Source organism: Amycolatopsis sp. NPDC003731, from assembly GCF_053586895.1.
The window spans coordinates 1-5,605 of record NZ_JBSFNC010000274.1 but is presented as its reverse complement, the minus strand read 5'-3'; the positions used below and the strand labels follow the sequence as shown (position 1 = coordinate 5,605).

The following is a 5,605-nucleotide window of genomic DNA, read 5'->3' as shown; positions in this document are numbered from 1 at the left end:
GGGGGGGCGAAGGCCGACGGGGTTGGGCGGCGCCGGAGGTCCCGAATGAGTCATTCGCGACCTCCGGCGGCCGGGCCCGGGTTGCCTCGGGCGGCCGAAACTGTCGGTGCCGTCCGGTAGCGTGGAAAACGGGGGGCGCCCCCGCGGGCCGAGTGTCGGCGCAGGTCAGCGGGTCAGCAGGCCACGTCGCGGGCCGAGGCCAGGAGCGTCTGGTCCACCACCGGCGCCTTCACGCCCGCGGACTGCTCGTTGCCGCCGCCGCCCTGGTGGGTCCGGGACCAGTCGGCGAGCTGCGTGATGATCTGCTTCGCCTCCGCGCGGGGCCGCAGGTCGCCGAACAGGGTTCCCGTCACCAGGTCGACGCTCGCGTCCTTGCGGTTGTCCTGGACCAGCTCCGCGCACGGCACCACCAGGCTGAGCGTCCGGGCCGCGGTGACGCCGTTCTCGCCGAAGCGGATCTGGCCGCGGCACTTGGCCTCGCGGTTCTCGTACGCCGGGTCGTTGGCCGGGTCGGCGGCGCTGGTGAACCCCAGCTCCTTGAGCGCGGTCGTGGCGATGCCGCCCTGGCCGCGGCTGCCCGAGGCGTTGAGGACCCGGTAGGCGACCTTGTCCGGCGGGACCGGGGCGCGGTCGTCGAGCGCGTTGTGGGGCAGGCTGCTGAACGTGACGCCCGGCGGCGGGCTCGCGGGCGGGTCGCACTTGACCGCCTCGTCGACGTCGCCCTTGCCGATGGCCGCGTTCACCCAGACGACGATCGCGCCGACGGCGAGCACGCCGATGACGATCAGCGCCGGCAGCGGCTTGTGCTTCCGATACGGCCGCGTCCCACGGTCCCCGATGCCGTTCCCCGACGCCACCTGCCCGTCCCTTCCCGAACACGAAACCGGCCGTGCGTACCGGGCACCGCCGAGGCCGGTCAGCCTAGGCGCTGCGACCGACGCACGCGGTCCCGGGTCACCCCGTGGGTCTCCGTGTCAATTGTGCGGTACCGAACCCCGCCGGACCGATCCCCGTCACAGCGATCGCACCACGCCGGGGTGGCGCGGGGCAAGCGGACACGGGTCGCGCGTGAAGTTCTCCACCTGCGGGCAACCCGAACGGACGACAACGCGTCTTACCTGCGGGTTCCCCCTGTCGGGTGACGATTCCCCGGCAATGTCTGACTCGTTGCAGAACCCGGACGGCGGTGAGCTACCCTTCCCGGGCTCCGGCCGCAGGAAGAGGCCCGAAAAGAAGAGACCTCGGTCACTTCGGCCGTCGGGCACAAACAGGGGCCCTGGAACGTTGACCAGCGGCACGGCGGACTCACGGGCGCATCCGGGAGTCCGGGAAAACGACTACACAAGCTGATCGCAGGGGTGAGGGACACATGGCTACCGACTACGACGCTCCGCGCCGCAGCGAAGCCGACGAGCTGGCCGAAGACTCGTTGGAGGAGCTCAAGGCCCGGCGGAACGAGAACCAGTCCGGCGTCGTCGACGTCGACGAGGACGCGACCGCCGAGAACTTCGAGCTGCCGGGTGCCGACCTCTCCGGGCTTTCCGGTGAGGACATGACCGTGAAGGTGGTGCCGAAGCAGGCGGACGAGTTCACCTGCTCCGTGTGCTTCCTGGTGCACCACCGCAGCCGGCTGGCCGAGGACAACGGCGGACGCCTGATCTGCCGCGACTGCGCCTGAGAAGCGCAGAGGGGTTCTCGGACACAGGGGACGAACAGACGCGACGGAGAGCCTCGAGGGAAACCGGGGGAGGCTCGAAGCGCGCTGGGGACAAGGGGGCCGGCCGGCAGGCCGGCCCCCTTCCACATGTCCGGACGGCGATCAGGCGCCCTTGAGCAGCTCGGCGACCTTCTCCGGGTGCCGGGTGCTGAACAGCCAGTACGGCGTCGGGTCGTTCGCGTCGGTCAGGTGGACCTTCACGACCGGGCCGACCCAGCCGCGGTGCAGCACGTAGGCGGCCGGGTCGCCGTCGCGGCCCAGGGCCTTGCGCTTGGCCTCCTTGTCGAAGACCTCCACCTCGCCGGCGTAGCGCAGCGGCAGGTGGGCGTCGCCGACCCACAGTTCCGGCTCGTCGCCGCCGGTGATCCGGACCTTCGACCGGCCCAGCGACAGCAGCAGCGCCACGACCACCGGCAACGCGATCACGTACGGCAGCCACGCCCGGATCCCGGGGTACCCGAGGTCGATCTCGGCCGCGAGCAGCACCGCCCCCAGCACCGGCAGCGGCCAGCCCCACCACGGGACGTACAGCCGTTCGGAGTGCCGGACCGTCGCGTTCGCGGCCGTCTTCGCTGATTCACCCACGGGTAGAGAGTAATCTCGCCGCCCGTGTCCAGCGTTCAGGTACTCCTCTCCCGGCTCGATCCGGATGTCCCGCCGCCCGCCTACGCCCGACCGGGCGACGCGGGCGCCGATCTCGTCACCACCTCGGATATCGTCCTCGGACCCGGGGAACGCGGCGTCGTCGGCACCGGCGTCGCGATCGCGCTCCCGCCCGGGTATGCGGGGTTCGTCCACCCGCGGTCGGGCCTGGCCGCCCGGGCCGGCCTCTCGGTGGTGAACACCCCGGGCACGATCGACTCGGGCTACCGCGGCGAGATCAAGGTCTGCCTGATCAACCACGATCCGGTGCATCCGCTGGAGCTGACGCGCGGCGACCGCATCGCCCAGCTGGTCGTGCAGCGGGTCGAGCACGCCGAGTTCGTCGAAGTCGACACCCTCGACGCGACCGAGCGGGGCGACGGAGGCTACGGCTCGACGGGTGGACACGCCACACTGGGAGCACCGGCGCTCGCCGCGAGCGCCGCCACGGGGGAAGGAACGGAGAAGTAGTGGGGATTTTCGGACGCAAGCGGCGGACCGAGGGCGGGTCCGCGGGACGGCACGCCGCGCCCGAGGCCGAAGACACTTTCGAGGACGAGGCGTACGACGAGGAATCGGAGCTTTCGGACGTTTCCGACGGCCCGTTCGATGTCGCGGACTTCGAGGACGACGGCATCCCGCGGATCGACCTCGGCTCGGTGAAGGTGCCGGTGCCCGACGGCTCCCAGGTCCAGGTCGAGATGGACCCGGAGGCCGGGGGCGTGCGCGCGGTGCACGTCGTCACCGAGCAGGGCCAGATCACGGTCAGCGCGTACGCCGCGCCGCGCTCGGGCGGGCTGTGGCGGGAGGTCAGCTCCGAGCTGGCCGACCAGCTGCGCTCCGACGGCGCCAAGGTGACCTTGGGCCGCGGCGTGTGGGGCCTGGAGATCTCGGCCATCATCGGCGACGTCGCGCTGCGCTTCGTCGGCGTCGACCGGCCCCGCTGGATGCTGCGCGGCGTCATCGCCGGCCCCCAGTCGGAGGCCGCGGCGGCCGTCGAGGTGCTGCGCGAGATCGTCCGGCGGACGATCGTCGACCGCGGCGACGCGCCGATGCCGGTCCGGACCCCGCTGACCATCACGCTGCCCGAGGCGGTCGCCGAGCACATCGCGGCCCAGCAGCAACAGGGCTGACCTGCTCCCGAAGGGCGCTCTCACCGCGGCGAGAGCGCCCTTCAGCGCGTCCGGAGGGCCCTCAGGAAGGCGAGGACGGTCGCCCGGCCGAGGGATTCGCGGTCCGCGCCCAGCGCCGTGAGCGTCGTCGCGCCGAGGGCCGCGCGCGGGAGTGCGCTCGCCCACTCCGATGCGACTTTCGTCGGGTGGATCGGGTCGTCGGTGCACGTGCCGATCCCGGCCGGGACGGCCAGCGCCGCCAGTTCGGCGAGGGTGGGGGAGGGGCGGCCGGCCGCGACGCGCAGGCCGGCCGCCAGCCCGTCGCCGTGCCGCCGCCACGCCCGGTCCAGCTCCGCCCGCAGCCACGCCGGGCTGCCTTCGGTCTGCGCCAGCGCCGCGCCGACGCCGGAAGCGGCCACCAGATCCGCCGTCAGCGTCGCGGCCTGCGCGGCGGGTGCCGGGCCCGGGACGCCGTTCCAGGCCGGGAGCGCGGCCAGCAGGCCCCCGCAACGGGCCTGGTTGCGCACGGCCCACTCCGCGGCCAGGTGGGCGCCGAACGAAATGCCGCCGACGACCAGTTCGCCGTGTTCGTCCGCCAGCGCGTCGAGGGTCGCCAGGTAGCCGTCGGCGAGCGCCGCGCCCGGGGGCGGGGGTGGCGCGATGAGCGGGACACCGAGGGCGCGCAGGGGCCGTTCGAAGACGGCCCGGACGAACACGTCGTCCGAGCCGGTGCCGGGCAGCAGCACCGCGGCGGGAACTCTGATTGCGGACGTCACGTTGCGATCTTTGCGCAAAGGCGTTTCCCTGGCGGGGACCGCAGTACGCTGGAATCGCACGGGCCGCAAGCAAATTGTCGGGGGCCCCGGAGCACAGGAGCACCTATGTCCGCCAAAGACGGCGGCTACTTCAGCCGGCTGGTACGCAAGCTGACCAGCGATGTCGAGGATCTCGACGCCGACGAGATGTCGATGAGGTCGGGCGCCGAGGGGGCGCAGCGGGCCTGCGACTGCCGCTCGGGCGAAGAGGTCACCGTGATGGGGCGGCTCCGCAGCGTCGAGCTGTGCCCGACCAACGAGGCCGCCACGCTGGAGGCCGAGCTGTTCGACGGAACACAGGGCGTGACGCTAATCTGGCTCGGCCGCCGCCGGATCCCGGGCATCGAGCCTGGCCGGACGATCAAGGTGCGCGGCCGGATGGCCGAGCGTGACGGCCAGAAGGTGCTGTACAACCCCTATTACGAGCTCCAGAGCCCAGTGAGTTGATCACCCAAAGTGACTGAATCCGCCCCGAGCGAGAAGAAGACCGACGGCGAAGAGCCGCAGCCGACCCTGCTCGAGCAGATGGGCGGGGTGTCCGGCCTGATCTACTCGTCGGTGCCGGTGATCGTCTTCGTGCTGGCGAACTCGTTCTTCGGCCTGACCGCGGCCATCTGGACGTCGATCGGCAGCGCGGTGGCCATCACGGTGCTGCGCGTGGTCCGCAAGGAGCCCCTGCAGCCGGCGATCTCCGGCTTCTTCGGCGTCGCGATCGCGGCGTTCATCGCCTACCGCACGGGGTCGGCGAAGGGGTTCTTCCTGTTCGGGATCTACGCGAGCTTGATCTACTGCGGCATCTTCGTGCTGTCGGTGGTGGTCCGCTGGCCGATCGCGGGCGTGGTCTGGAACATGCTCAACGGCACGGGCCAGGCGTGGCGCAAGGACAAGCCGTCCCGCTACGGCTACGACATCGCAACCCTGGCGATGGCGGCCATCTTCGCGGCCCGGTTCGTGGTGCAGCGGTGGCTTTACCAGGAGGATTACACGGGCTGGCTGGCCTTCGCGAAGATCGCCATGGGCTACCCGCTGTACGCGCTGGGCCTGCTGGTGGTCGTGTGGGCGGTCCGCCGCTCGGACAAGCGCCTGAAGGCGCTCGCCGAGTCCGAGCCCACGCCGGAGACGGACGCCGAGGTCGAGGCCCGGCTGCGCGAGAAGTACGCGACTCCGGAGGCCTGAACCGCCCGGACGCCTGGCCCGCCGCCGCGCAACCCCCGCGCGTGGGGGCGCCCCCCCGTTTTCCACGCTACCGGCAGGCACCGACAGTTTCGGCCGCCGAGCGTCGCGAATGACTCATTCGGGACCTCCGGCGGCCAGCCGGG

8 protein-coding genes are annotated in these 5,605 nt (G+C 72.0%); 5 read left to right on the top strand and 3 right to left on the bottom strand.

Annotation, left to right across the window (positions count from 1 at the left end):
- Positions 1-173: 173 nt before the first annotated feature.
- Positions 174-857 carry an envelope integrity protein Cei gene (gene cei, locus ACWDN5_RS46190; protein WP_449680725.1) on the bottom strand — a complete coding sequence of 228 codons (684 nt, stop codon included), beginning with the start codon at positions 855-857 and terminating at the stop codon, positions 174-176.
- Positions 858-1,369: 512 nt separating this feature from the next.
- Here cei and ACWDN5_RS46185 point away from each other — a divergent pair.
- Positions 1,370-1,678, top strand: a complete 309-nt coding sequence (locus ACWDN5_RS46185; RefSeq protein ID WP_013224476.1) for a DUF4193 domain-containing protein — start codon at positions 1,370-1,372, stop codon at positions 1,676-1,678.
- A 141-nt stretch (positions 1,679-1,819) separates the two neighbouring features.
- Here ACWDN5_RS46185 and ACWDN5_RS46180 read toward each other — a convergent pair whose 3' ends face one another.
- The gene (locus ACWDN5_RS46180; protein ID WP_449680724.1) at positions 1,820-2,302 is read right to left on the bottom strand and encodes a DUF3093 domain-containing protein; all 483 of its coding nucleotides are present in this window, start codon (positions 2,300-2,302) and stop codon (positions 1,820-1,822) included.
- A gap of 24 nt (positions 2,303-2,326) precedes the next feature.
- On the opposite strand from ACWDN5_RS46180, the gene dut reads away from it, so the two are divergent.
- On the top strand, positions 2,327-2,830 hold the full coding sequence (dut, locus tag ACWDN5_RS46175; protein ID WP_310974890.1) for a dUTP diphosphatase: 504 nt from the start codon (positions 2,327-2,329) through the stop codon (positions 2,828-2,830).
- Entirely contained in the window at positions 2,830-3,492 is a 663-nt protein-coding gene (locus ACWDN5_RS46170; RefSeq protein WP_310974891.1) for a DUF3710 domain-containing protein, read from the top strand. Before dut ends, ACWDN5_RS46170 begins: the two co-directional genes overlap by 1 nt.
- Positions 3,493-3,533: 41 nt before the next feature.
- Here the strand turns inward: ACWDN5_RS46170 and ACWDN5_RS46165 are convergent, their stop codons facing one another.
- Positions 3,534-4,217 (bottom strand): alpha/beta hydrolase, encoded by a 684-nt coding sequence (locus tag ACWDN5_RS46165; protein ID WP_449680726.1) that lies wholly within the window; start codon positions 4,215-4,217, stop codon positions 3,534-3,536.
- 135 nt (positions 4,218-4,352) lie between these two features.
- On the opposite strand from ACWDN5_RS46165, the gene ACWDN5_RS46160 reads away from it, so the two are divergent.
- Together ACWDN5_RS46160 and ACWDN5_RS46155 are read left to right on the top strand one after the other, a co-directional pair.
- Entirely contained in the window at positions 4,353-4,733 is a 381-nt protein-coding gene (locus ACWDN5_RS46160; RefSeq protein WP_003074944.1) for an OB-fold nucleic acid binding domain-containing protein, read from the top strand.
- A 9-nt stretch (positions 4,734-4,742) separates the two neighbouring features.
- A complete protein-coding gene (locus ACWDN5_RS46155; protein WP_310974892.1) occupies positions 4,743-5,462 on the top strand; it encodes a DUF3159 domain-containing protein in 720 nt (239 codons plus the stop codon).
- Positions 5,463-5,605: the final 143 nt, after the last annotated feature.

Coding starts and splice junctions, on each gene's coding strand:
- ACWDN5_RS46185 (WP_013224476.1), top strand. CDS start 1,370: ATGGCTACCGACTACGACGCTCCGCGCCGCAGCGAAGCCGACGAGCTG.
- ACWDN5_RS46160 (WP_003074944.1), top strand. CDS start 4,353: ATGTCCGCCAAAGACGGCGGCTACTTCAGCCGGCTGGTACGCAAGCTG.